The organism is Cellulomonas sp. P4_D11 (genome assembly GCF_056401915.1).
Map to the genome: position 1 here is coordinate 195,246 of NZ_JBFUIK010000002.1, position 23,347 is coordinate 218,592.

A 23,347-nucleotide genomic window follows, 5' to 3' on the forward strand; every position below is an offset into this window, starting at 1 on the left:
CTGACTCGTCTATCGTCAGTCGTCGCTAACCGTTAGTCAATACTTACGATCAAATCGCTTCAGCGGTCCGGACCCCGGAGCGCGGGGACGACGAAGGCCCGGACCGACTGGTCCGGGCCTTCGTCGTCGTCGGGTGCGCCTGTCAGTCCAGGTAGTCCCGGAGGACCTGCGAGCGCGACGGGTGACGCAGCTTCGACATGGTCTTCGACTCGATCTGCCGGATCCGCTCGCGCGTGACGCCGTAGACCTTGCCGATCTCGTCGAGCGTCTTCGGCTGGCCGTCGGTCAGGCCGAACCGCATCGACACCACGCCGGCCTCGCGCTCCGAGAGCGTGTCGAGCACCTGGTGCAGCTGCTCCTGCAGGAGCGTGAAGCTCACGGCGTCCGCGGGGACGACGGCCTCGGAGTCCTCGATGAGGTCACCGAACTCGCTGTCACCGTCCTCGCCGAGCGGCGTGTGCAGCGAGATGGGCTCGCGACCGTACTTCTGGACCTCGACGACCTTCTCGGGCGTCATGTCGAGCTCCTTGGCGAGCTCCTCGGGCGTGGGCTCGCGGCCCAGGTCCTGGAGCATCTGCCGCTGGACGCGGGCGAGCTTGTTGATGACCTCGACCATGTGCACCGGGATGCGGATGGTGCGCGCCTGGTCCGCCATGGCGCGGGTGATGGCCTGCCGGATCCACCACGTCGCGTACGTCGAGAACTTGTAGCCCTTGGTGTAGTCGAACTTCTCCACCGCGCGGATGAGACCGAGGTTGCCCTCCTGGATCAGGTCCAGGAACAGCATGCCGCGGCCCGTGTAGCGCTTGGCGAGGGAGACGACGAGCCGCAGGTTGGCCTCGAGCAGGTGGTTCTTGGCCCGACGACCGTCGTTCGCGATCCACTCGAGCTCGCGCTTGATCTTGGGCTCCATGGTGATGCCCGCGTTCAGCCGCTCCTCGGCGAACAGGCCGGCCTCGATCCGCTTGGCGAGGTCCACCTCCTGCTCGGCGTTCAGCAGCGCGACCTTGCCGATCTGCTTGAGGTAGTCCTTGACCGGGTCGGCCGTGGCGCCGGCCGTGACGACCTGCTGCGCCGGGGCGTCGTCGTCGTCCGCGTCGGAGTAGACGAAGCCGCTGTCCTCGCTCTCCTCCTCCTTGGCGGCCGGCTTCTTCTCGTCGCCGTCCTCGGAGTCCTCGTCGTCGGCGTCGGCGGTGTCCTCGACGACCTCGACGGCCTCGACCACGACCTCCTCGATCGCCTCGAGGTCGATCTCCTCGCCCTCGACGACCTCGTCCTCGACTGCCTCGGCGCCGTCGACCTTGCCCGTGGCGGGCTTCGCTGCGGCCTTCTTGGCGGCTGCGGTCTTCGCCGCGGCAGGCTTGGCGGCTGCGGTCTTGGCGGCCGTCGTCTTGGCGGCCGCGGCACGCGTGCTCGTCGCCTTGGCGGGCGCAGCCGGGGTCTCCTCGGGCGTCACGACCGCGTTGGTCGACGGGCGCGCCTTGGCGCTGGTCGCGGCGACGGCGCGAGCGGGGGCGGCCACGGGGGCCGGCTCACGGACGCCGATGCCGGCGGTCGCGAGCCCACGGACGACGGCGCGCAGACGCTTGGCGTCCTGGACGTCCGCCTGCTCGCACGCGGTGCGCAGCTCCTCGGCGCCCACGGTGCCGTGGGTGCGCCCGCGCAGGACGAGGTCCTGGAGGGCAGGGTGCTCGAACTCACGCGGAAGAGCGGGATGCGGGGTCTGGGACGACACGAACGACCTTTCGGCAGCGCGACACCCGGAACGGGGCCGGGAGGTAGATAGACATTGTACCGACCCCGGGGGCCGGTCGGCGCGATCACGGGCACGACGACAGGTCCGTCAGGGACGGCTCTGTGGGGGTCGTCGTGCTCAACGAACGGGGCGCGCGAGAGATTCCCGCGCCTCGCTCCCCAGTTCGACGACCCGCAGCGCGCGTGCGACGAGCCGCAGCGAGCGACTGAGGGGCGGTCAGCCCGGGCCGGGCTTCACCGTCAGCACCGGGCACGGGGCGTCGAACAGCACCCGCTGCGCGTTGGCCCCGAGGATGAGCTTGCCTACCGGGCTGCGCCGCCTCAGCCCGAGGACGACGAGGTGCGCACCGACCTCCTCGGCGGTCGCGATGAGGTCGTCCGCGACGTCGCCGCCGTTCAGCAGGCGCACCTCGTGGTCGACGCCTGCGGAGGCCAGGTCGGCGCGGACCCGGTCCAGCTCGGCCTCGACCGCTGCACGCTGCTCCTCCGGCTCGTCCGGCCGCGCACTCACGACGACCACGACGCGCGTGTCGCGTTGCCGCGCCTCCTCGATCGCCGCCCCGAGAGCCGCCCGACCTTCCGGAGTGGCCAGATAGCCGACCACGATGCCCATCGGTCCTCCCCTCGTCCCGCGGCAACACCGCCGTGCCCGTGACGCTACCCGAGGCTGCGGGCCGGGACGAGCGCACCGCGTGCGACGGCGTCGCAGGTCAATCGAGGTGCCGCACCCAGCCCGGCGGGATCGCGGCGACGAGCGCGTCGTCCAGCAGCTCTGCGAGGCGGTACGCGGGGCCGGCGTCGAGCGCGCCGTCCAGCAGGACCCGCGCGCGTGCGCCGTCCCCCCGCCACCACGCGAGCAGCGCCAGCAGGGTGAGGGCGGGAGCCTGGGCACCGGTCCGCCCGCGCGCGACCACGGCCTCGAGGACGGCCTCGTGCACGGCGGTGGCCCGCTCGGGCGGGACCACGCCCCGGTGCGGGTCGATGATCATCGCCATCGCGCCCCCCAGTGCCTCGTCCAGCTCCGGGGTCGGTCCCCCACCCCGGACGCAGCGCTCGGGCAGGTCGCCCGTGCCGGGCACGAGGGAGACCAGCACCGCGTCGCGCACCTGCGTGTCGGTCAGCCCGGCCTCGAGCCGGCCCCACGGTGCGCCGCCGGTACCTGGCCCCGCGGTGGCGACGAGGTCGACCGCGGACCGCCAGGCGACGACCGAGTCCTGACGCCACCGGGTCAGAGCGCCCGGCCCCACGAGCACGGCGTCCTGCCACCGGAGCTCCCACCGGCGCCGGACGCGAGCGACGGAACGCCGGATCTCGCCGTGCACCGGGGGGATGCGGGCGATGTCCGCGCGCGAGTCGGCGACAGCCGAGCCCGCCAGCACCAACGCGGCACCGACCTGGGTGGCATCGAGGTCGCGCAGCGGCCGCCCACCCGGCGGGCAGCACTCGTCCCGGCAGTCGAGCGCGAGGTACCCCTGCGGCGTGACCACCCACACCGGGACGTCGCCCAGCGGCTCGGCGGCCGCCTCCCGGAAGTGCTCGGCCGCCCGGTGGGCCGCACCGTCCTCGCCGCGCGGGTCGCGGTCGGTGTACACGACGAGGATCCCACGGCGCGCGGTGTCCCGACCCAGCAGGGACACGAGGGACCGAGCGAGCGCCGGGCCGCCGGTCGGGTGCGCCAGGTGCGGCAGGTCGACCCGGACGACCAGGCCGACCGCGCCCCGGGGCGGCCGCAGGCTGACGGCGACGGCGCTGTCCTGCGGGCGGAAGCCGAGCCGGTGCGGCACGAGCGCGAGGATCTCCCGGGGTTCGCTCACCCGGAGCGTGGTGGTCTGCATGGCGCCAGCCCACCCGAGCGGGCCGGGGTCCGGGCCCGGTGCCGCCCGATCTGTGCACGAGGGCGCCGCTCGGCGGGCATGTGGGCGGCTCGGCGCACCGGCCGGGCGGCTAGCCTGTGCCGATGCCCAGCCATGCCGCCCTCCGTGCGCGCGCCCGATCCGGCGTCGCCGCCGTCGTCGTCGCGCTCGCCGTCGGCGCGTCCGCCGCGGGGTGCACGACCAGCGGCCCCGGGCGGGCGACTCCGACCGGCAGCGCCGTCGCCGTCGCGACCCCCGCGCCGTCGCCCACCGAGACGCTGCTGCCGGAGGGCGCGGAGAGCCCGCACTCGGCCGTCGGCGAGCTGGTCGCGGGCTTCCCCGCCGCGCTCGTGCCCGTGCCCGAGGGCGCCGACGTGCTGGTCTCGTCGGCCGAGCCCGTGGCCGGCACGGACCTCACGGAGATCAGCCTCAACCTGCGCACGGGCCAGGACGCCGCCGGCCTGCTCGCCGCCGTCCGCGCACCCCTGGTCGCCGCCGGCTTCACCGAGGGCACGCCGCCCGCGCCGGAGCCGGGCCTCGCCGCCCAGTCGACGTTCTCCCGGGGCGACGGGTCCGAGCTGCTCGTCGTCGGGATCCTCGACCGCGACGACGAGCGCACCCTGACGCTCGGCGGGCGGGTGCGCGCGACGGCGCCGTAGGCTGCCCGCGTGAGCGCAGCCAGCCCCGCCCTCGTCGACGTCGAGGACGTGCGACCCCGGATCGACGAGCTCCTGACCAGGCACGTCGACCAGCTGCGCACCGTGCTCGCCGCGGCCAGCGAGGACGCGGACGTGCTCGCCGACGCGGTCGCGCAGATCCTCACCGGTGGCAAGCGGCTGCGCGCGGCGTTCTGCTACTGGTCGTGGCGCGCGCACGGCGGTGTCCCGGGCACGCCCGAGGCGGACGCGGTGCTCCGGGTCGGGGCCGCGCTCGAGCTCTTCCAGGCCGCGGCGCTGTTCCACGACGACGTCATGGACGACTCGGACACCCGCCGGGGCTTCCCCGCCGCGCACCGGGCGTTCGCCGGGCTGCACGCCCAGCACGGGCTGACCGGCGACCCGGAGCGGTTCGGCATGTCGGCCGCCATCCTGCTCGGAGACCTCACCCTGATCGCGAGCGAGCAGGAGTTCGCCGGAGCGCTCGCGCAGCAGCCGCTCCAGCGTGCGGAGCGCGCGCGCACGGTGTTCGACCTCATGCGGACCGAGGTGACCGTGGGCCAGTACCTCGACGTGCTGGCGCAGGCCCTGCCCTGGGGCGACGACCCGGTGAGCGACGAGACACGGGCCCGCGAGGTCATCCGCGCCAAGGCGGCCCGGTACAGCGTGGAGCACCCGATCGTGCTCGGCGCCGCGCTCGCCGACGCCGGCGAGGGCGAGCTGGCGGCGTGCCGGACGCTCGGACTGCCGCTGGGCGAGGCGTTCCAGCTCCGCGACGACCTGCTCGGGGTGTTCGGCGACCCCCGCACCACCGGTAAGCCGGCGGGCGACGACCTGCGGGAGGGCAAGCGGACTGTGCTCACGGCGCGGGCCGTCGCCCGGGCGCGGGCCGCGGCCGACGACGCCACCGTCCAGCTGCTGCGCGACCGGCTCGGCGACCGCTCGCTGAGCGAGTCCGACGTCGCCGCCCTCGCCGCAGCCATCGAGGGCACGGGCGCGGCCGACGACGTCGAGGCGCTCATCGACGACCTCGCCGGCCGCGCGTTCACGCTGATGGACGCCCGCCCCTGGGCCGAGCCGGCGCGCGGACAGCTGATCGGCCTCGCGCACGCGGCCGTCGACCGCCGCGCCTGACCGCGCTCGGCCAGGGAACAGCGGGACCGCGACGGTCAGAGCTCGGCGGCCGCCCGGCGTCGGATCTCGGTCTTGCGACCCGCCCGCAGCGCATCGATCGGCGTGCCCGGCAGCGAGTCGTCCGGCGTGAAGAGCCACTCGATCGCGGCCTCGTCGGAGAACCCGGCGTCGGACAGCACCGTCAGCGTGCCCTGAAGGGACGCGAGGACCGTCCACGGCTGGTCGGCGTCGGGATGGGTGGGCTGGGCGGGGTTGGCCAGGTGGCCGGGCACGAGGAAAGCCGCCGGGATCGAGAACACCCGGGGGTCGCCGCGCCGGGTGCCGACCAGCTTGCGCTCCTGCACGATCCGGCGGACCTTCGACGCGTCGAGGCCGATCCGGTCGGCGACGTCAGGGACGGTGAGCCACTCGTCGACCAGGCGGTCGAGGGCGTCAGAGGAATCGTTCACCCGACCAGAGTACGCAATCGGGAATTACACCGGCGCAATTCCCTCGCGCGCTTTCCCCTCCCCGGGTATTCAGATACGTTCGCATTCTGTCACTCCAGTCACACGAGCAACATCCGTTCACTTTCGCACCATGAGGTAGGCCCCATGTCCCAGCACGCCACCGCTCGCCGTCTGGCCACTGGCACAGGTGCGACCCTCGCGCTCGCCGTCGTCGGCGTCACCGCGACGGGGGGCGCGGCCCAGGCCGACGACTCCTACACGGTCCGCACGGGCGACACCGTCAGCCACATCGCCGCCCGCACCGGGACCACCGTCACGGCGATCGCGCGCGCGAACGCCCTCGCCGACGCGTCCCGCATCCGGATCGGCCAGGTCCTCACCATCCCCACCGGGTCGTCGGCCGCTCCCGCACCCGCCGCGCCCGCGCCGGCTCCTGCCGCCGCGACCTACACCGTCGTCGCCGGTGACACGGTCAGCCACATCGCGACCCGGCTCGGCACGTCCGTCGCCGCCATCGTCGCGGCGAACGGGCTCGACACGCGGGCGCTCATCAGGATCGGCCAGACCCTGGCGATCCCGGGCGCCGGCGCCTCGGCCGCCGCCCCGGCTCCGGCCGCGGCCGCTCCGGCGCAGGCGGCCGGCTCGGTCTCCTACACGGTGCGCTCGGGCGACACCGTCACCGGCATCGCCGCCGCGAAGGGCACCACGGTCGCCGCGATCGTCGCGGCCAACGGCCTCGACGCGCGTGCCCTCATCCGCATCGGCCAGACGCTCACCGTGCCGGTGCCCGTCGCCGCCCCGGCACCCGCCTCGGTCGGCAACACGTTCGCGGGCCGCACGTACGCGGAGTCCGTCGTCGCCGCCGCCAACGCCAACCTCGCGACGCTGCGCGGCTCCGGGGTGCCCTCGAAGGCGGACATGCAGGGCAGGATCGCCGCGACGGCGCGGGCCATGGGGGTCGACCCGGCGCTCGCGCTGGCCGTCGCGTTCCAGGAGTCCGGGTTCAACCACGCGGTCGTCTCCCCCGCCAACGCCATCGGCACCATGCAGGTCATCCCGAGCTCGGGCGCGTGGGCCTCCGACCTGGTGGGCCGGCAGCTGAACCTGGTCGACCCGGACGACAACGTCACGGCGGGCGTCGCCATCCTGCGCGCGCTCGTGCAGAACGCGCCCGACCTGCCGACGGCGATCGCCGGCTACTACCAGGGCGCGTCGTCGGTGCAGCGGAACGGCATGTTCGCGGACACGCGGCGGTACGTCGCCAACGTCCAGACCCACATGACGCGCTTCCGCTGAGGCCCTGCCTGCCGCATGCGCGGCACGGGCGACCGTAGACTCCCTGCCGTGGGAGCCACCGTCACCGATCCGCTCGTCGGCCGCCTGGTCGACAGCCGGTACGAGGTCGTGTCCCGCATCGCCCGCGGCGGCATGGCCACCGTGTACCTGGCGGTCGACCGGCGCCTCGACCGCGACGTCGCGCTCAAGGTCATGCACGCCCACCTGGCGGAGGGCACGTCCGGCTCCGACTTCGTCGCCCGCTTCCGGCGGGAGGCCCGCACGGCCGCCCGGCTCACCCACCCCGGGCTGGTCAGCGTGTACGACCAGGGCGTCGACGGCGAGACCAGCTACCTGACGATGGAGTACATCGACGGGTCCAACCTGCGCCGGCACATCGGCGAGCGGGGTGCCCTGACCGTCGGCGACGCGCTGCGGATCGGCGAGAACGTGCTCGACGCGCTCGCCGCGGCCCACCGCGTCGGCCTCGTGCACCGGGACATCAAGCCGGAGAACGTCCTGCTCGCGACCGACGGCCGCGTCAAGCTGGCCGACTTCGGGCTGGCGCGCGCGGTCACCGAGGTCACCTCGACCACCACCGGCACCGTCCTCGGCACGGTCGCCTACCTGGCCCCGGAGCTCGTCGTCCGCGGAGTCAGCGACGCCCGCACCGACGTCTACGCCTGCGGCATCCTGCTCTTCGAGATGCTCACGGGCCGTCAGCCGTTCACGGGCGAGACGCCCATCCAGGTGGCGTTCCAGCACGTCAACAACGACGTGCCTGCGCCGTCGGAGCTGGCGGACTGGCTGCCCATCGAGATCGACGACGCCGTCCGGGCGCTCGCCGCCCGCGACCCCGACGACCGCCCGGTGGACGCCGCGGCGGCACTCGCCCTGCTGCGCCGTACCCGCGCCGCGCTGGACGACGAGACGCTCGCCCGCCACGCCGACGTCGCCCCGTCGATCGTGCTCCCGGCGGCGACGGACCCGGCCGAGACCGATCTCGAGGCGGACCCGGACGACTCGGCGGAGTCGGACGACGACGACCTCGACGCACCGGCCGTCGACGCGCTGGCCGACCCGGACCAGGACGAGACCACGCTCCTCGAGACCGGCGACGCCCGCGGCACGACGGTCGCGCTGCCGATCGGGCTCGGTGTCTCCGCCGCGGAGCTCACCGGTCACCCGCCCGACGAGCCCGCACCCCGACGCCGTCACCGCGCCCGCTGGATCGTCCTGCTCGCCCTGCTCGCGGCGCTGATCGGTGGCGGCGCCTGGTGGTACCTGCAGATGGGTCCGGGCGCGTACACGACGGTCCCGACGATCATCGGGCAGGACGAGGCCGAAGCCACCGCGATCCTGCGGCACGCCGGTCTGGGTGCCCACCCGACGTCGGCCTTCGACGCCGAGGCGCCCGTCGACAAGGTCTTCACGACCGATCCCGGACAGGGCGAACGGATCCGCAAGGACGGCACCGTCACGTTCACGATCTCCAAGGGTCCGGACTATGTCCCGGTGCCCGCCGGCGTGGTGGGCGCGCTGCAGGCGGACGCGGAGGCCGCGCTGGCCTCGGCCGACCTGGACGCCAACTACACCGAGCCCGCGTTCAGCGACTCCGTCGGCGTCGGGTTCGTCATCAGTGCCACGCTGCCGGACGGCTCACCCGCCGAACCGGGCAAGCAGACGATCCGCGGCACCGTGGTCCTGCTGACGCTCTCCAGCGGGCCGGCGCCCGTCACGATCACGTCCGTGGTCGGGTTGAGCGTGGAGGAGGCGACTGCAGCCGTCCAGGTGGACAACCTCAAGCTCGCGCCGACCGAGGTGTTCAGCGACACCGTGGCAGCAGGCCTGATCATCGACCAGTCACCTGCCGCCAGCACTGACGGCCACCGCGGCGACACGATCACGGTCAACGTCTCCAAGGGCCCCGAGAACGTCGTGATGCCGAACGTCGTCAGCAAGCAGTTCGACGCGGCCAAGGCCCAGCTCGAGAAGCTCGGACTCGTCGTCAAGCGTGAGAACGTGCTCGGCGGATTCTTCGGCACGGTGCGCGACCAGAGCGCACCGGCTGGCCAGCCCGTGAAGGTCGGCACGGAGATCGTCCTCACCGTCGTGTGATCGCCCGTTCCCCGCGAGGTGGCGAGCCGAGTCGCGCCGCGCGGTGTGAGCGGCCCGCTGTGGTGGGCGTGCGGCGACGCGCAGCGGCGACCGGTCAGCACGCTCACACCGCGCGGCGCCCCGGACCGGGCGGGCACGTCACGACTCGGGGCTACGACGCGCGGAGCAGCTCCACGACCTGGAACGCCATCTCGAGCGACTGCTGGTGGTTCAGGCGCGGGTCGACCAGCGTCTCGTAGCGTCGCGCCAGGCCCTCGTCGTCGATCTCCTCGGTGCCGCCCAGCACCTCGGTGACGTCGTCCCCGGTGAGCTCGATGTGCAGCCCGCCCGGGACGGTGCCCAGGCCGCGGTGGACCTCGAAGAAGCCGGCGACCTCGTCCATGACGTCGGAGAACCGGCGGGTCTTGTAGCCGGACGCGGACGTGATCCCGTTGCCGTGCATCGGGTCGCAGACCCAGGTGACGGGGCGGCCGTCGGCGGTGACCTTCTCGACGAGGGCGGGCAGCAGGTCGCGGACCTTGCCGGCGCCCATGCGCGTGATGAAGGTGATGCGGCCGGCCTCGCCCTGCGGGTTGAGCTTGTCGATGAGCGCGAGCGCGTCGTCGCCCGTCGTCGTCGGGCCGAGCTTGATGCCGAGCGGGTTCTGCACGCGGGAGAAGTAGTCGATGTGCGCGCCGTCCAGCTGGCGGGTGCGCTCCCCGATCCACACGAAGTGGCCGGAGCAGTCGTACGGCAGGCCGGTCCGCGAGTCGATGCGGGTCAGCGGACGCTCGTAGTCGAGCAGCAGACCCTCGTGGCTCGAGAAGAAGTCGACCGACCGCAGGGCGTCGAAGTCGGCGCCGCACGCTGCCATGAACCGGATGGCCCGGTCGATCTCGGCCGCGATCTCCTCGTACCGGGAGTAGGACGGGTTGGCCATGAAGCCGCGGTTCCACTCGTGCACCCGCAGCAGCGACGCGAAGCCACCGGTGGTGAACGCGCGGATGAGGTTCAGGGTCGACGCGGCCGTGTGGTACGCCTCGAGCAGTCGCTGCGGGTCCGGCGTGCGGGCCTCGGGCGTGAACTCGTAGCCGTTGATGATGTCGCCGCGGAAGGCGGGCAGCGTCACGCCGTCGCGCGTCTCGCTGTCGGACGAGCGCGGCTTGGCGTACTGCCCGGCCATCCGACCCATCTTGATGACGGGCAGGCTCGCGCCGTACGTCAGCACGACGGCCATCTGCAGGATCGTCTTGATCTTGTTGCGGATGTTGTCGGCCGTGGCCTCCCCGAACGTCTCGGCGCAGTCGCCGCCCTGCAGCAGGAACGCCTCGCCACGGCCTGCCGCGGCCAGCTGGGAGCGCAGGTGGTCGGCCTCGCCGGCGAAGACCAGCGGAGGCAGCGTCGAGAGGCGTGCGGTGACCGCCGCCAGGGCGGTCGCGTCGGGCCACTGCGGCTGCTGGAGCGGAGACATCGAACGCCAGGCCTCGAGCCCCGCGACGACCTGCGGGTCGGGCTCGACGCTCATGAGTGGCTCGCCGGGACGAGGGGCTGCCCGATGTCCTCGAGCAGCGCGCCGAACCACGGCTGCGAGACGTCGAACGCCTTGCCACCGGCGATGCGCGGGAACTCGATCGCGCGCAGCACGTCGCCCTGCTCCTCGTCGTGCCCGATCACGCCGGACTCGCCGCGCAGGGCGGACTCGACGGCCAGGTCGGTCATCGACTTGATGAGGCGCAGGTCCTCGGCGTTCGCGGCCGCGGCGCGCGAGTAGTAGCCGGACTTCTGCACCATGACCTTCTCCGCGCCCAGCTTCTCGGCGAACTGCTTGGCGAACCACTGGCCCGGGTTGATCGTGTCGAGCCGCACGTGCCCGAAGGCGTCGCGCAGCACCTCCTGGCCGGAGGACTCGAGCTGGTCGACGATCTCGTGCATGCCGGCACCCTCGGACAGGAAGATGTTGACGTTGCCCTGCGAGTCCATGATCTGCTTCAGGCGTGCGGCCTCGGCGTCGATGTCGAGCGCCAGCTCGGGCAGGAAGACGGCGTGGATGTCCCAGCGCTCCCGCGTGAGGCCGATGCCGGGCACCCACTCCTGCGTGTCGAGCCACTTGCGGTAGTCGGCGGCGGCGGCGGCGGTGAGCCAGCCGCAGTGCCGGCCCATGACCTCGTGCACGATGAGCATGCGGGGGCCGGAGCGGTGCTCGCCGATGATGTTCGCGGCGAAGCCGGCGGCCTCCTCGGCGGCGGTCCACGCGCCCAGCGACTGCTTGATGGGCACCACGTCGTTGTCGATGGTCTTGGGCAGGCCCACCACCGTCAGCTCGTAGCCGTTCTCGTGCAGGTAGGCCGCGAGGTCCGCCGCGGTCGTGTTGGTGTCGTCGCCACCGATGGTGTGCAGCACGTCGACACCGTCGGACTTGAGCCGCTCGGCCGCCACCTGCAGCGGGTCCTGGCCCTCCTGGACGAGGCCGCGCTTGACGCAGTCCGCCGCGTTGGTGAGCTTGACGCGCGAGTTGCCGATGGGCGAGCCACCGAACCTGTGCAGGATGCCGGCCTTGGCGCGCGTCTCGTCGTCGATGACGATCTTGTCGCCCCGCAGGAGCCCGTAGTAGCCGTGCTCGTACGCGATGATCTCGATGTCGGGAGCGATCTCCGTGTACCGCTCGATGAGCCCGCCGACGGCGGACGACAGGCACGGGGCGAAGCCACCTGCGGTCAGGAGGGCGACGCGACGAACCGACATGAGAAACACCTCTCGTTGACACCGTCGGCGCGCACGTTCCGTCGGCGCGCCCCAGAGCCGGCGCTCAGGCCGACGGCGTCATCCTACTGACGTCTCGGGCTCGCCCTCGGGCGGGACCGGTACCTGGACGTCGGGCACAGGGCGCCCGCCGGGGGCCGCAGGAAGGTGGTCGGCGGCGTCGCCGGCGACGGCCGGGTGGCCGGTCGCGATGCGCGCCTTCTGGGTCGCCGCGTACACGTCGACGTACTCCTGGCCCGAGAGGCTCATCACCGCGTACATGATCTCGTCGGTCACCGACCGCAGGATGAACCGGTCGTTCTCCATGCCCTGGTAGCGGCTGAAGTCGAGCGGCTCCCCGATGACGACGCCGATGCGCATCACCTTGGGGATCCGACGCCCCGGCGGCTGGGCCTCGTCGGTGCCCACCATCGCGACCGGGATCACGGGGGCGCCGGACTCGAGCGCGAGCCGCGCGATGCCGGTCTTGCCGCGGTAGAGCCGCCCGTCAGGGCTGCGGGTGCCCTCGGGATAGATGCCGAACAGGTCGCCGTCGGCCAGGCGCCGCAGTCCGGTGCGGAGCGCGGCCTCGCTCGCCTTGCCGCCGCCGCGGTCCACCGGGATGGTGCCGACGCCGCGCATGAAGCCGGCGGTGAGGCGGCCCTTGATGCCCGAGCCCGTGAAGTACTCCTGCTTGCCGATGAACACCAGCTCGCGATCGAGGACCAGCGGCAGGAAGAAGGAGTCGATCACCGCGAGGTGGTTGCTCGCCAGGATCGCGGCGCCCTCCTCGGGCACGTTCTCCGCACCGCGCACCCACGGCCGGTAGACCAGGTGCAGCAGCGGACCCACGAAGACCCGCTTCATCAACCAGTAGAACAACGGTTCACCTCTCGACCCGACACACGGACTTTCCGTCCACCCGAGCCCTGTGCTCGCACCCGACGTCCCCCTGCCGCAGGCGGAGCCGAGCACGAGCCACGCCGACTGCTCGGTCCGACTCTAGAGTGCTCCTATGGCACCTCGCCCTGACGACCCCGACGACGGCGTCCAGCCGACGGGCGCGGACGTCCCCCCGCCGTCGCCCGAGGAGGGTGCCGAGGACGCCGGAGCCACGGACGAGGAGGCCTGGGCGGCCATCGTCGCCCAGCTGAGCGACATCGACGGGTACGACGGGGCGGACACGCCCGAGGCCGACGAGGCTCCCCCGGCACCCGCCGAGGCCGCCCCCGCCGCCGGGCTGTCGTTCCCGGTCGCCCCGTGGGTGGCCGACCGGCGCGTCGTGCGGCCGGCGCACGAACCGACCGGCGAGGCCGAGCTGAGCGGTCGCGACTGGGACGGCACGTCGCAGTACGACGAGGCCGAGTCTGCGGCCGACGACCGGGAGCACTTCGTGCCGCCGGACCCCGGTCCGGTGCTCGGTGGCGACCCGCTGCTCACCATGGCCTGGTTCGCCGCCGCAGGCATGCCGATCTTCCTGCTCGTGGTGCTCGTCGCGTGGCGCGACGCCCCGGCCGCGCTGGTCCAGGCCGCGGCGGTGGTCTTCGTGATCGGCATCGGCGTGCTCGTCTGGCGCATGCCGCACCGCCGGGACCCCGACGACGACGACACGGGTGCCGTCGTCTGACCGGCTGCTCCGCACCCGTCGTCAGAGACGCGCGAGGTCGGCCGCGCCCACCATGCCGGCGTCGTTGCCCATCGACGCGACGACGATCGAGGCCTCCGGCCGGTGACCGCGCCCGGACAGCTGCGCCGCGAAGCCGTTGCGTGCCGAGGCCAGCAGCAGGTCGCCCGCGTCCGCGACCCCGCCGCCGACGACGATGAGCGCCGGGTCGAGCAGAGCCGTCGCGGACGCGGCGCCCTCGCCGAGCCAGCGCCCGAGCTCGGCGAGCAGCTCGACGGCCAACGGGTCGCCCTCCTGGGCGGCCTGCGTGACCTGGGGGCCCGTGAGCTTGTCGACGTCGCCGCCGGCCAGCTCGAGCAGGCGGGCCGCGCGCTCGGGCTGGATGATCGCGGTCGCCTGGGCGTCGCGCACCAGGGCGCTGCCGGACGCGTACTGCTCCCAGCAGCCTTCGTGGCCGCAGCCGCAGTAGTGCCCACCGGGGACGACGCGCATGTGGCCGACCTCGGCCGCCACGCCCCAGGCGCCGCGGACGAGCTCCCCGTTGGACACGATCGCGCCGCCGAGCCCGGTGCCGACCGTGAGCATGAGCATGTCGTCGACGTCGCGTGCGGCCCCGAACCGGAACTCGGCCCAGCCGGCCGCGTTGGCGTCGTTCTCGACCACGATCAGCACGTCGTCGTCGCCGAGGATCGCCTGCACCTTCTGGCGCAGCGGGTAGTCGCGCCAGGCGATGTTCGGCGCGAAGAGCACGGAGGACCGGTCCGCGGAGACGAACCCGGCGGCGGCGACCCCGATCGCGCTGACCTCATAGGACCCGCTGAGCTCCTGGTAGACCTCGGCGATCGCCTTGTCGATGCCGGCGACGTCGTCCGGGGAGGTGTCGCGGCGCGTCTGCGCAAGGATCGTGCCGTCCTCGTCGACGACGCCCGCCGCGATCTTCGTCCCGCCGATGTCGACACCGATGGCGTGCATGTTCGTATGTGCTCCTACGCGCTCGTACCGTGCTCGCTACCGTCCGGTGCGGGGTCCCACGCTAGCCGCCCGCGCGCGCTGATGTGCTCTCTGCGCCCACGCGCCGAGCGGCACCGCACCCGGTCCGCCGCAGAGCGTACCCAAACGGGTGCTGGCTTCGGCGACCCGGAAGTCCCGTATCCTCGGGGCCACACTTCGCCCCTCTGTCACTGGAGCCAGCATGGACGAGTTCCACACGCCGTTGCGCCTCGAGGTCGATCCCTCGAACAACCTCAACGACCTGCTCGCCGAGCGTCTCACGGGAACCCCCGACCGCGTGGTCGTCGAGCACAAGACCCAGCAGGACGGCCCCTGGATCCCGCTGACCGCCCGGCAGTTCGACGCCGAGATCGTGGCCGTCGCCAAGGGTCTGGTCGGCCGCGGGGTGCAGCCCGGCGACCGCGTCGGCATCATGTCGCGCACCCGCTACGAGTGGTCGCTGATCGACTGGGCCGTCTGGGCCGCCGGCGCCATCCCGGTCCCCCTCTACGAGACGTCGTCGGCCGAGCAGGTCCTCTGGATCCTCACCGACGCGGACGTGTCGCTCCTCGTCGTCGAGACCGCCGCCCACGCCGCCCTGGTCGAGGAGGTCAGCGCCGACACCCCGCACCTGCGTGAGGTCCTGATCCTCGACGACGGTGCCGTCGACTCGGTCGTCGCCGCGGGCACCGACGTCTCCGACGACGAGATCGCGCGCCGCCGCGCGCTCGCGAGCCTCGCCGACGTCGCCACGATCATCTACACGTCCGGCACCACGGGCCGCCCCAAGGGCGTGGAGCTCACGCACGGCAACTTCTACGAGCTCACCGTGAACGCCGTCGCGGACCTCGACGAGGTGTTCGCCGAGCCCGACGCGCGGACGCTGCTTTTCATGCCGCTCGCGCACGTGTTCGCGCGGTTCATCGAGGTGCTGTGCATCCCGGCCGGCGCGGTCCTCGGGCACAGCCCGAGCACGACGACGCTCCTGGAGGACCTCGGCTCGTTCCGGCCGACGTTCATCCTGGCGGTGCCCCGCGTGTTCGAGAAGGTCTACAACTCGGCCGAGCAGAAGGCTGCCGCGTCCGGCAAGGGATCGATCTTCCAGCGGGCCGCCAAGACCTCGATCGTCTACTCGCGGGCGCTCGACAACCCGCGGGGTCCGAGCCCGTGGCTGCGCCTCCAGCACAAGGTCGCCGACGTCCTGGTCCTGCACCGGCTGCGGAACGCCCTCGGCGGACGGGCGCGCTGGGCCGTCTCCGGCGGGGCTCCGCTGGGCGAGCGGCTCGGACACTTCTACCGCGGTCTGGGCCTCAACGTGCTCGAGGGCTACGGCCTCACCGAGACGACCGCGCCGGCCACCGTGAACCGCCCGGGGCGCGGGACCAAGATCGGCAGCGTCGGTCTCCCCCTGCCCGGCAGCGGGGTCCGCATCGCCGCCGACGGCGAGATCGAGGTCACGGGCGTCCAGGTGTTCCGGGGTTACCACAACAACGACGCCGCGACCGCGGAGTCGCTGCACGACGGCTGGTTCCGCACCGGTGACCTGGGCTCGCTCGACGACGAGGGCTACCTGCGGATCACCGGGCGCAAGAAGGAGATCATCGTCACCGCCGGCGGGAAGAACGTCGCACCCGCCGTGCTGGAAGACCGTCTCCGGGCGCACCCGCTGATCAGCCAGGTCGTCGTGGTCGGTGACCAGCGCCCGTTCATCGGCGCCCTGGTGACGCTCGACCCCGAGGGCGTGCCCGGGTGGCTGGCGGCGCACGGCAAGCCCGAGATGACGCTCGCCGAGGCCGCCAAGGACGCGGACGTCCTCGCATCGCTCGACAAGGCGGTGGAGAAGGCCAACAAGGCGGTCTCGCGGGCAGAGTCGGTGCGCAAGTACCGCATCCTCGACACGGACCTCACGATCGCGAACGGCTACCTCACCCCGAAGCTGAGCATCCGCCGGTCCGAGGTGCTCAAGGACTTCGCGGGCGAGGTCGACGCGCTCTACGACGGTCCGTCGCGCGACTGACGGCTCACACCGCGCGCACCAGACGCAGGGGCGGGACGAGACCCGACGCCGCGAGCACGCCGATGGCGTGCTGCTCCGCGGCATCGAGCTCGACCGCCCCTGCGGTGGTCGCCGGGCCGGCGACGGGCACCGCCGGGGGTGCCGACGAGCGCACCGGGATGGTGAGGAACGTGACGACGCAGTCCGCGCACGCGGCCCCGCGCTCCGTGCAGGTGTCGCAGTCGATGATCATGCGGCGGACGCTAGCGACGCCCACTGACAGGCGCCGCTAGAGACGCTGCAGGCGCGTCACGAGCGTGCTCGACGGCACCACCCAGGCGCCGTCCGCCTCGACGTCCCGCGCGACCTCCTGGTCGCTGGTGACCACGACCAGCACCCGACCCGCCGGCTCGGCCGACACGAGCCGGCGGATGAGGTCGTCGGCGATCTCCCCGACGGCGAAGAGCACGCGCACCCCACGGGCGTACCCGCCGGGCGGCCCCTGCTGACCCTCCTTGCCGTCGAAGCAGCAGGTCACCTCCGCGCCGGTGCGCGCGGCGACACCCGCGAGCCCGTCGACGAGCCGCCGGCGCTGCTCGGCCAGAGACAGCTCGCCGAACCCGGACTTCGAGACGTTGTAGCCGTCGACCACCAGGTGCGCCCACGGCTGACGCAGGAGCTCGTCGAGCAGGGCCGGGTCGTCCACCGAGCGACCGCGCGAGCCGCGTCGGACGGCGGTCTGCTCGCTGGTCGGCCCGACGAGGTCCGCGGGGAGGTCGGCGACCGGCGGCAGCGCGAGCTCGGCCCGCAGCCCGCTGGCGGCGTCCACGATCGTGTCGAGCAGGAGCCGGACGCGGACGTCGGCGAGCTTGCGGGCGGCCCGGAGCTCCGCGCGGGCGGCCGTGCGCTCCGCCTGCGACACGCGCCGCTCCTCGAGCGCCTGGCGGAGGTCGTCGCCGGCCCGCGCCTGCGCCAGCTCGGCCGCGTCGAGCACGGCGCGCGCCTCCTCCGCCGCGCGGCGGCCCTCGCTGCGCGCGCGGTCCGCGTCGGAGCGCAACCGCCGCAGCTCGCGCTGCAGCGTGCCCAGCTCCTCCTGCGCGGTGCGCGCCTCCTCGCGGGCGACAGCTGCGTCGGTCCGCCACCGCTCGACCTCGGCCTGCGCGCGCTCCAGGCGGGCAAGCGCCGCCGTGGCCTCGGCGTCGGGGACCACCTCGGGCGGCGGGAGCAGGTCGCGCCAGCCCGGCGTCCCCAGCAGCCACGCACCGGTGGCCGCCGCGACGGACTGCTCGGGCGGTCCCTCCGCGCCGGGCCCGACCTGGGCGGCGAGCTCGGGGTTCGCCTGGGCCCAGACGCGCGCGACCCGGGCGCGGAAGGCATCCTCCTGCAGCGCGGCCCAGAGCGGCCCCGCGCCCGCCGTCGCGCGGCGGCGGGGGGCGAACCGGTGCACCGCGCGCAGCGAGGGCGGGACCTCGACGGGCTCGGCGGCGCCCAGCGCGTCGGCCGCGACCTGGACGAGCGCGGTGCGCACGGGGACCGGCACGTCGGCCGCGTCGTCGCTCGTCCCGTCCGCGCTGCGCATGCCAGCACCCTAGGCGGCGAGGTGGCCCGACGCGGGCCGACGGGCCCGCGAGGGAGGGGGACCACCGGGTCGCGCCCTCGATCTGCGCGCCATGCCTGTGCGGGGTCGGTCCGGTCCGCGACGCACCGGGCGAGGAGCCGGGCCGTGTCGGTGGCCGTGGGTAGCGTCCCAGCCATGTCGCCCGTCCGCCGCCTGCGCCCCGTCTGGGCGGACGCGACCCCCGACCCCGCGGCACGTCCGGTGCAGCCGAGCCTGGACGACCTGGGCACCCCGCTCTCGGACGTCGTCTTCGTCGTCGTGGACCTCGAGACCACAGGCGGCACGCCCGCGGACTCGGCCATCACGGAGATCGGCGCGGTCAAGGTGCGCGGCGGCGAGGTGCTGGGCGAGTTCCAGACGCTGGTCGACCCCGGCGGTCCCGTGCCGGCCTTCATCCAGGTGCTCACCGGGATCACCACGACGATGCTCATCGGCGCCCCGCCCATCGAGGAGGTGCTGCCCAGCTTCCTCGAGTTCTCACGCGGCGCCGTGCTGGTCGCGCACAACGCCCCGTTCGACATCGGGTTCCTCAAGGCCGCGGCCGCGCGCACCGGCCACGCCTGGCCGGGGAACAAGGTCGTCGACACCGTCCGGCTCGCGCGGCGCGTCGTCACGCGCGACGAGGCGCCGAACCACAAGCTGTCGTCGCTCGCCGCCCTGTTCCACGCGTCGGTGACGCCCAACCACCGCGCGCTCTCCGACGCCCGCGCGACGGTCGACGTCCTGCACGCGCTGCTGTCCCGGATGGCACCCCTGGGCATCACGCACCTCGAGGACCTGGCGACGGCCACCGACCCCGTGCCGGGCGACGTGCGCCGCAAGCGCACCCTCGCCGACGGCCTGCCCGACGGCCCGGGCGTGTACCTGTTCCGCGGTCCGGGCAACGAGGTGCTCTACGTGGGCACGTCGACCACGTCGCTGCGCCAGCGCGTGCGGTCCTACTTCACGTCGGCCGAGAAGCGCAGCCGGATGATCGAGATGGTGCGCGTCGCCGAGCGCGTGGACCCGATCCCGTGCGCTACGCCGCTCGAGGCCCGGGTCCGCGAGCTGCGGCTCATCGCGGCCCACTCCCCCCGCTACAACCGCCGCTCCCGGTTCCCCGAGCGCATGCCGTGGGTCCGCCTCACCTCCGAGCCGTACCCGCGGCTGTCGGTGGTGCGCGAGGTCAAGGACGACGACGGCGCCACCTATATCGGCCCGTTCTCGTCGGTGTCCACCGCGCAGCTGGCGGTCGACGCCCTGCACGAGACGTTCCCCATCCGCCAGTGCACCCGCCGGCTCCCGCTCGTCGCACCCGCCGGCGCGTCGGCGTGCGTCCTCGCCGAGATGGGCAGGTGCGGCGCGCCCTGCACGGGCCACCAGGGCGTGGCCGACTACGCCGACGTCGTCGGGCGCGTCCGGGACGCGATGCTCGCGGACGCCACCCCGGTGGTCGAGGCGCACGCCGACCGCATCGGCTGGCTCGTCGCGCAGGAGCGCTTCGAGGAGGCCGCCACCGTCCGCGACCGGCTGGGCGGCTTCCTGCGCGGCGCCAGCCGGGCGCAGAAGTTCGCGCCGCTCGCCGCCTGCCCGGAGCTCGTCGCGGCCAAGCGTGCCGACGACGGCGGGTGGGAGCTCGTCCTGGTCCGCTACGGCCGCCTCGCCGGCACCGCGCGCGTCGACCGGCGCACCGACCCCCGGCCCGCCATCGCGACGCTCCAGGCCACCGGCGAGCAGGTCGAGGCCCCCGTCGCCCCCGCGCCCGCGGCCCACCCCGAGGAGACCGACCTCGTCCTCGCGTGGCTCGAGAAGCCGGGCGTGCGCCTGGTCGCCGTCGACATCCCCTGGGCCTGCCCGGTGAGGTCCGCCGAGTCGCTGGGCGACCCCGCCACGGCGGTCGCCGCCCTGGTCAGACCCCGCCTCGCGCCGGACGGCGGCCGCCTGATCCAGCTGGTCGCCGCCGCGCCGGCCGAGCGGGAGCTCGACATCGCCGAGGCCCGGCCGGTGACGCTCGAGAGCGACGACGCGCGGGTCATCCCGATCAGCATCCGGGCGCCCCGCACGGCATGATGACGAGCATGCTGACCGCCATCGTGCTCATCGACTCGGACGCCTCGAGGATCCCGGAGGTCGCCGCCGCGATCGCCGACATCCCGGGCGTCAGCGAGGTCTACTCCGTCACCGGCGAGGTCGACCTCATCGCCATGGTCCGCGTGCGCGAGCACGACGACCTGGCCGACGTCATCGCGGACAAGGTGAGCAAGATCGAGGGCGTCATCCGCACCCAGACCTACATCGCGTTCCGCACGTACTCGCAGCACGACCTGGAGCAGGCGTTCGCCCTCGGGCTGGAGGACTGATCCGGAGCGCAGCGCAGGTCGAGGGGCGCGGAGCGTCACTCGGCCGTAGCGGAGCGCAGGATCAGTCCGACCACAAGCACAGTGGACTGACCCCGAGCGCAGCGTAGGTCGAGGGGCGCGGAGCGTCACTCGGCCGTAGCGGAGCGCAGGATCAGTCCGACCACAAGCACAGTGGACTGACCCCGAGCGCAGCGTAGGTCGAGGGGCGCGGAGCGTCACTCGGCCGTAGCGGAGCGCAGGACCAGGGGCGCGGAGCGTCACTCGGCCGTAGCGGAGCGCAGGACCAGTCCGACCACAAGCACAGTGGACTGATCCGGAGCGCCGCGCCCCCTACGCGCTGCTCGCCGCCCGCCACCGCTCCAGCACGTCGGCCGCGGCGCCGGTGTCCAGCGACTGCCGGGCGTGCTCGGTGGCCGCGCCGAGCCGCTCGACGAGGGTCCCCTCGGCGGTGCCGGGCAGCGTGCCGTCGGCCACGAGGGCCGCGGCGGTGTTGAGCACGACGGTCTCGCGCACGGCACCCGCCTCGCCGGCGAGCAACCGTCGCGCGACGTCCGCGTTGTAGTCGGCCTTCGCCCCGCGCAGCGACACGAGGTCGATCCGCGCGACGCCGAGGTCGGCCTCCCAGTCGATGACCGACTCGGTCACCGCGCCGTCGCGGACCTCCCACAGGCGCGTGGGACCGGTCGGCGCGATCTCGTCGAGCCCGTCCTCCCCGCGGAACACCACGGCGGTGACCCCGCGCTGTGCGAGGACGCCGGCCAGCAGGGGCGCCATCCGGAGGTCGGCGACGCCGATGGCGGCGGACCGGGGCTGCGCGGGGTTGGTGAGCGGGCCGAGGAAGTTGAAGGCCGTGCCGATGCCCAGCTCGGTGCGGGCGGCCGCGGTGTGGCGGAACGACGGGTGGAACACCTGGGCGAAGCAGAACGTGATGCCGACCTCGGTCGCCAGCTCCGCGACGCGCGCCGGCGGGTGGTCGAGCCGGATGCCGAGCGCCTCGAGCACGTCCGCGGAGCCGGACGAGGAGGATGCCGCGCGGTTGCCGTGCTTGACCACGGTGATCCCGGCGCCCGCGATGACGAGCGCGGACATGGTCGAGATGTTCACGGTGTGCGAGCGGTCGCCGCCGGTGCCGACGATGTCGAGCGTCCGCCCGGGCACCTCGATGCGGATCGCGTGCGCGAGCATCGTGTCCGCCAGCGCCGTGAGCTCCTCGACGGACTCGCCCTTGGTCTTGAGCCCGATCAGGAAGGCCGCCACCCGGGGGGTGGATGCGGCGCCGCTCATGATCTCGGCCATCGCCCACGACGTCTGCTCTGCCGTGAGGTCCCGCCGGGCCGTGAGGGTCGCGAACAGGTCGGGCCAGCTCGAACCAGCGGGGGCGTCGGTCATCGGGTGACGGCCCGCGCCTCGACGAGTCCGGCCACGGCACCGTGCAGCTCGACCGGGTCGAGCGGGCGGCTGACGACGGCGTCGGCGTTCGACCAGGAGGCGAGCCAGGCGTCCTGCGGCCGTCCGGTGAGCACGAGGGTCGGCGGGCAGAGGTAGATCTCGTCCTTGAGCTGGCGCGCGAGGCCCAGGCCCCCGACCTTGTCGGCCTCGCCGTCGAGGATCAGCAGGTCCAGCCCGCCGGCCTCGGTGGTGGCGATGACGGCCGCGGCGGTGGCCACCTCGACCCACTCGATGTCCCCCGCGCCGCGCCGCAACCGACGACCCACGGCGAGCCGCACCTGGGCGCGGGCGTCCACGTCGTCGCTGTACAGGAGGATGCGCGGGCCGGGGGCGGTGGCTGCGCTGGCGGGCTGCGCGGTGCTCATGAAAAGGGTCCTCACTCGTCGTCGACGTGCGTCCGAGGGCATCTTGGCACGGCTCGTGCCGCGTCGGCGGGGAGGCCCGCGATCGGGTCGCCCGGACGCATAGCACGGGGCCCGCGACGCGCCGCACGCGGCGACACCTCGACGGGCCGCGCCGACCCCGTCCGGTGCCTCATCGGGCCGCCAGATCCGCGTGATCGTCGGGGCACCCCTCGCGCGCGAGGGTCCGGATCCTGACGGTGTGACATTTACCTGTGGCCACGCTGAGGGTCCAACGTCCCATGCGGGGTCGTCATCAGCCATAATGACGAACGTGTCGACCGCAACGGCTGCCCCGCGCACCAGCCCCCACGTGAGCGTCAACCGACCGAACCCCGTCTCGGTGGGGACGATCGTCTGGTTGGCCAGCGAGCTCATGTTCTTCGCCGGCCTCTTCGCCATGTACTTCACGCTGCGTGGCGCAGCGCCGGAGGCCTGGGCGGAGAACACGCCGAAGCTGAACGTCACCTTCGCCGCGATCAACACCACGGTGCTGGTGCTGTCGTCCGTGACCTGCCAGATGGGTGTCTGGGCCGCCGAGCGATTCCAGCCCGTGCGCACCGGCTCGCTGTTCGCGGTGAACCGCTGGGGCATGAACGAGTGGATGTCCCTCACCTACCTCATGGGCGCCTTCTTCATCGGCGGCCAGATCTTCGAGTACGCGGAGCTGGTGAGCGAGGGTCTGACGATCTCCTCCAGCCCCTACGGCTCCGTCTTCTACCTCACGACCGGCTTCCACGGTCTGCACGTCGTCGGCGGCCTGCTCGCCTTCCTCTTCCTGCTCGGCCGCTCCTTCAGCGCGAAGCGCTTCGGGCACCACGAAGCCACCACGGGCATCGTCACGTCGTACTACTGGCACTTCGTCGACGTCGTCTGGATCGCGCTCTTCGCCGTGATCTACCTCTTGAAGTAAGGCGCAGCGGGCGCCCGCGCCCGTCGCTCCGTAGTCCCTATCCCCCATGTGCGAGACGA

At 73.4% G+C, this 23,347-nt stretch carries 21 protein-coding genes; 9 read left to right on the plus strand and 12 right to left on the minus strand.

The features are described 5' to 3' along the window. Positions 1-142: 142 nt before the first annotated feature. From AC1DT4_RS02425 to AC1DT4_RS02435, 3 genes are all read right to left on the minus strand, one after another. The gene (locus AC1DT4_RS02425) at positions 143-1,735 is read right to left on the minus strand and encodes an RNA polymerase sigma factor (protein ID WP_477088173.1); all 1,593 of its coding nucleotides are present in this window, start codon (positions 1,733-1,735) and stop codon (positions 143-145) included. A 237-nt stretch (positions 1,736-1,972) separates the two neighbouring features. Then, positions 1,973-2,368, minus strand: a complete 396-nt coding sequence (locus AC1DT4_RS02430; protein ID WP_477088174.1) for a universal stress protein — start codon at positions 2,366-2,368, stop codon at positions 1,973-1,975. A 97-nt stretch (positions 2,369-2,465) separates the two neighbouring features. Beyond that, a complete protein-coding gene (locus AC1DT4_RS02435; RefSeq protein WP_477088175.1) occupies positions 2,466-3,590 on the minus strand; it encodes a DUF4192 domain-containing protein in 1,125 nt (374 codons plus the stop codon). A gap of 122 nt (positions 3,591-3,712) precedes the next feature. Here AC1DT4_RS02435 and AC1DT4_RS02440 point away from each other — a divergent pair, with 122 nt between their 5' ends. After that, on the plus strand, positions 3,713-4,267 hold the full coding sequence (locus tag AC1DT4_RS02440; RefSeq protein ID WP_477088176.1) for a hypothetical protein: 555 nt from the start codon (positions 3,713-3,715) through the stop codon (positions 4,265-4,267). 9 nt (positions 4,268-4,276) lie between these two features. Beyond that, positions 4,277-5,398 (plus strand): polyprenyl synthetase family protein, encoded by a 1,122-nt coding sequence (locus AC1DT4_RS02445; RefSeq protein ID WP_477088177.1) that lies wholly within the window; start codon positions 4,277-4,279, stop codon positions 5,396-5,398. A 35-nt stretch (positions 5,399-5,433) separates the two neighbouring features. Here AC1DT4_RS02445 and AC1DT4_RS02450 read toward each other — a convergent pair whose 3' ends face one another. Beyond that, positions 5,434-5,847, minus strand: coding sequence for an Rv2175c family DNA-binding protein (locus AC1DT4_RS02450; protein WP_477088178.1), 414 nt, complete (start codon positions 5,845-5,847; stop codon positions 5,434-5,436). A 144-nt stretch (positions 5,848-5,991) separates the two neighbouring features. Between AC1DT4_RS02450 and AC1DT4_RS02455 the strand changes: the two genes are divergently transcribed. Then, entirely contained in the window at positions 5,992-7,143 is a 1,152-nt protein-coding gene (locus AC1DT4_RS02455; protein ID WP_477088179.1) for a lytic transglycosylase, read from the plus strand. A 48-nt stretch (positions 7,144-7,191) separates the two neighbouring features. Beyond that, entirely contained in the window at positions 7,192-9,240 is a 2,049-nt protein-coding gene (gene pknB, locus AC1DT4_RS02460) for a Stk1 family PASTA domain-containing Ser/Thr kinase (RefSeq protein WP_477088180.1), read from the plus strand. A gap of 151 nt (positions 9,241-9,391) precedes the next feature. Here the strand turns inward: pknB and AC1DT4_RS02465 are convergent, their stop codons facing one another. The 3 genes from AC1DT4_RS02465 to AC1DT4_RS02475 form a co-directional block, all read right to left on the minus strand. Further along, positions 9,392-10,744 carry a class II 3-deoxy-7-phosphoheptulonate synthase gene (locus tag AC1DT4_RS02465; protein WP_477088181.1) on the minus strand — a complete coding sequence of 451 codons (1,353 nt, stop codon included), beginning with the start codon at positions 10,742-10,744 and terminating at the stop codon, positions 9,392-9,394. Next, the gene (locus AC1DT4_RS02470) at positions 10,741-11,961 is read right to left on the minus strand and encodes a pyrophosphate--fructose-6-phosphate 1-phosphotransferase (RefSeq protein WP_477088182.1); all 1,221 of its coding nucleotides are present in this window, start codon (positions 11,959-11,961) and stop codon (positions 10,741-10,743) included. The genes AC1DT4_RS02465 and AC1DT4_RS02470 overlap by 4 nt, the downstream gene beginning before the upstream one ends. A gap of 78 nt (positions 11,962-12,039) precedes the next feature. Beyond that, positions 12,040-12,825: a lysophospholipid acyltransferase family protein gene (locus tag AC1DT4_RS02475; protein ID WP_477051172.1), complete on the minus strand. Its 786-nt coding sequence runs from the start codon at positions 12,823-12,825 to the stop codon at positions 12,040-12,042. A 148-nt stretch (positions 12,826-12,973) separates the two neighbouring features. On the opposite strand from AC1DT4_RS02475, the gene AC1DT4_RS02480 reads away from it, so the two are divergent. After that, a complete protein-coding gene (locus AC1DT4_RS02480) occupies positions 12,974-13,585 on the plus strand; it encodes a hypothetical protein (protein ID WP_477088183.1) in 612 nt (203 codons plus the stop codon). A 21-nt stretch (positions 13,586-13,606) separates the two neighbouring features. Here AC1DT4_RS02480 and AC1DT4_RS02485 read toward each other — a convergent pair whose 3' ends face one another. Further along, entirely contained in the window at positions 13,607-14,554 is a 948-nt protein-coding gene (locus tag AC1DT4_RS02485) for an ROK family glucokinase (protein WP_477088184.1), read from the minus strand. 220 nt (positions 14,555-14,774) lie between these two features. On the opposite strand from AC1DT4_RS02485, the gene AC1DT4_RS02490 reads away from it, so the two are divergent. After that, positions 14,775-16,589 carry an AMP-dependent synthetase/ligase gene (locus AC1DT4_RS02490; protein ID WP_477088185.1) on the plus strand — a complete coding sequence of 605 codons (1,815 nt, stop codon included), beginning with the start codon at positions 14,775-14,777 and terminating at the stop codon, positions 16,587-16,589. 4 nt (positions 16,590-16,593) lie between these two features. Here AC1DT4_RS02490 and AC1DT4_RS02495 read toward each other — a convergent pair whose 3' ends face one another. Next, on the minus strand, positions 16,594-16,821 hold the full coding sequence (locus AC1DT4_RS02495; RefSeq protein WP_477088186.1) for a hypothetical protein: 228 nt from the start codon (positions 16,819-16,821) through the stop codon (positions 16,594-16,596). A 36-nt stretch (positions 16,822-16,857) separates the two neighbouring features. Next, complete coding sequence (locus AC1DT4_RS02500) at positions 16,858-18,147, minus strand: NYN domain-containing protein (RefSeq protein ID WP_477088187.1); 1,290 nt, start codon at positions 18,145-18,147, stop codon at positions 16,858-16,860. A gap of 174 nt (positions 18,148-18,321) precedes the next feature. Here AC1DT4_RS02500 and AC1DT4_RS02505 point away from each other — a divergent pair, with 174 nt between their 5' ends. Continuing rightward, a complete protein-coding gene (locus tag AC1DT4_RS02505; RefSeq protein WP_477088188.1) occupies positions 18,322-20,235 on the plus strand; it encodes a DEDD exonuclease domain-containing protein in 1,914 nt (637 codons plus the stop codon). 8 nt (positions 20,236-20,243) lie between these two features. Then, positions 20,244-20,525, plus strand: a complete 282-nt coding sequence (locus AC1DT4_RS02510) for an Lrp/AsnC family transcriptional regulator (protein WP_370503424.1) — start codon at positions 20,244-20,246, stop codon at positions 20,523-20,525. A 330-nt stretch (positions 20,526-20,855) separates the two neighbouring features. Here AC1DT4_RS02510 and trpD read toward each other — a convergent pair whose 3' ends face one another. Further along, positions 20,856-21,914: an anthranilate phosphoribosyltransferase gene (trpD, locus tag AC1DT4_RS02515; RefSeq protein WP_477088189.1), complete on the minus strand. Its 1,059-nt coding sequence runs from the start codon at positions 21,912-21,914 to the stop codon at positions 20,856-20,858. Then, the gene (locus AC1DT4_RS02520; RefSeq protein WP_477088190.1) at positions 21,911-22,339 is read right to left on the minus strand and encodes a hypothetical protein; all 429 of its coding nucleotides are present in this window, start codon (positions 22,337-22,339) and stop codon (positions 21,911-21,913) included. The genes trpD and AC1DT4_RS02520 overlap by 4 nt, the downstream gene beginning before the upstream one ends. 301 nt (positions 22,340-22,640) lie before the next feature. Here AC1DT4_RS02520 and ctaE point away from each other — a divergent pair, with 301 nt between their 5' ends. Further along, a complete protein-coding gene (ctaE, locus tag AC1DT4_RS02525; protein WP_477088191.1) occupies positions 22,641-23,288 on the plus strand; it encodes an aa3-type cytochrome oxidase subunit III in 648 nt (215 codons plus the stop codon). Positions 23,289-23,347: the final 59 nt, after the last annotated feature.

Excerpts from the sequence above, each read along its gene's own strand:
- AC1DT4_RS02495 (WP_477088186.1), bottom strand. The coding sequence starts at position 16,821 with ATGATCATCGACTGCGACACCTGCACGGAGCGCGGGGCCGCGTGCGCG.
- AC1DT4_RS02470 (WP_477088182.1), bottom strand. The coding sequence starts at position 11,961 with ATGTCGGTTCGTCGCGTCGCCCTCCTGACCGCAGGTGGCTTCGCCCCG.
- AC1DT4_RS02440 (WP_477088176.1), top strand. The coding sequence starts at position 3,713 with ATGCCCAGCCATGCCGCCCTCCGTGCGCGCGCCCGATCCGGCGTCGCC.
- AC1DT4_RS02435 (WP_477088175.1), bottom strand. The coding sequence starts at position 3,590 with ATGCAGACCACCACGCTCCGGGTGAGCGAACCCCGGGAGATCCTCGCG.
- trpD (WP_477088189.1), bottom strand. The coding sequence starts at position 21,914 with ATGACCGACGCCCCCGCTGGTTCGAGCTGGCCCGACCTGTTCGCGACC.
- AC1DT4_RS02520 (WP_477088190.1), bottom strand. The coding sequence starts at position 22,339 with ATGAGCACCGCGCAGCCCGCCAGCGCAGCCACCGCCCCCGGCCCGCGC.
- ctaE (WP_477088191.1), top strand. The coding sequence starts at position 22,641 with ATGACGAACGTGTCGACCGCAACGGCTGCCCCGCGCACCAGCCCCCAC.
- AC1DT4_RS02465 (WP_477088181.1), bottom strand. The coding sequence starts at position 10,744 with ATGAGCGTCGAGCCCGACCCGCAGGTCGTCGCGGGGCTCGAGGCCTGG.
- AC1DT4_RS02455 (WP_477088179.1), top strand. The coding sequence starts at position 5,992 with ATGTCCCAGCACGCCACCGCTCGCCGTCTGGCCACTGGCACAGGTGCG.
- AC1DT4_RS02510 (WP_370503424.1), top strand. The coding sequence starts at position 20,244 with ATGCTGACCGCCATCGTGCTCATCGACTCGGACGCCTCGAGGATCCCG.
- AC1DT4_RS02480 (WP_477088183.1), top strand. The coding sequence starts at position 12,974 with ATGGCACCTCGCCCTGACGACCCCGACGACGGCGTCCAGCCGACGGGC.
- AC1DT4_RS02430 (WP_477088174.1), bottom strand. The coding sequence starts at position 2,368 with ATGGGCATCGTGGTCGGCTATCTGGCCACTCCGGAAGGTCGGGCGGCT.
- AC1DT4_RS02505 (WP_477088188.1), top strand. The coding sequence starts at position 18,322 with ATGTCGCCCGTCCGCCGCCTGCGCCCCGTCTGGGCGGACGCGACCCCC.
- AC1DT4_RS02490 (WP_477088185.1), top strand. The coding sequence starts at position 14,775 with ATGGACGAGTTCCACACGCCGTTGCGCCTCGAGGTCGATCCCTCGAAC.
- AC1DT4_RS02485 (WP_477088184.1), bottom strand. The coding sequence starts at position 14,554 with ATGCACGCCATCGGTGTCGACATCGGCGGGACGAAGATCGCGGCGGGC.
- AC1DT4_RS02475 (WP_477051172.1), bottom strand. The coding sequence starts at position 12,825 with ATGAAGCGGGTCTTCGTGGGTCCGCTGCTGCACCTGGTCTACCGGCCG.
- AC1DT4_RS02500 (WP_477088187.1), bottom strand. The coding sequence starts at position 18,147 with ATGCGCAGCGCGGACGGGACGAGCGACGACGCGGCCGACGTGCCGGTC.